1 protein-coding gene is annotated in these 582 nt (G+C 35.9%); it reads left to right on the top strand.

The genetic code is table 11. From position 1 onward, the window contains the following. Positions 1-489, top strand: a 489-nt coding sequence (locus tag KP705_RS16320; protein ID WP_215765006.1) for a hypothetical protein, incomplete at its 5' end; no start/stop codon positions are given. Positions 490-582 lie beyond the last annotated feature (93 nt).

Raw genomic sequence — 582 nt, 5'->3', positions numbered from 1 at the left:
GAAAATCTGTTCAATATAAAGGCTGTGCGATTGAAGGCACGTTATGAGACCAAGGCTATTCGTTATATGTTTGGGAATGGGGTCGAGGTTTATTGCGGTTGGGAAAAGCCTTACGATATCATGACTTGTTTGCATGACCATTATATTGACCATTCTTTTCCTGTGAAGGATGTGAAAAGTTATAGAGATTATTTGCGTTGTCTTCCTTCGCATTCTTCTTTGTTTTTGGATTACATAGAAAGCAGGGGATATGGTTTTTTAAGATTCAACGAATATTTGAACGATGACGAGGATGATTTTTGTTACGAGTKTGTTTTTGTTAATGACAATAAAGATKAGATACGCCTTTGGTTTAAAGATTTAGAAGAATGTGACAAGGATGGTTTGTATTCGAGTATCGATAATTTAGATTTGGAAAATTGTACGTCTGATGATTTTAAAAGAAGACTCTCAACGATTTGCGAGAAATTTTTTGGATCGTTGTCATGAGTTATCAATTCTCCCACTTTGAGATTCTGAGTCGTAAAGTGCTTGTAAAGCCTTCCGACAAGGCAACGAAGTCTAAGAAGTGGAATATTAAAG

This window comes from Gluconobacter sp. P1D12_c, from assembly GCF_018812105.1.
In the GTDB taxonomy this organism is placed as follows: domain Bacteria; phylum Pseudomonadota; class Alphaproteobacteria; order Acetobacterales; family Acetobacteraceae; genus Gluconobacter; species Gluconobacter oxydans_A.
Note: the sequence above shows the minus strand (reverse complement) of the source record. Positions and strands in the feature narration are given on the sequence as shown.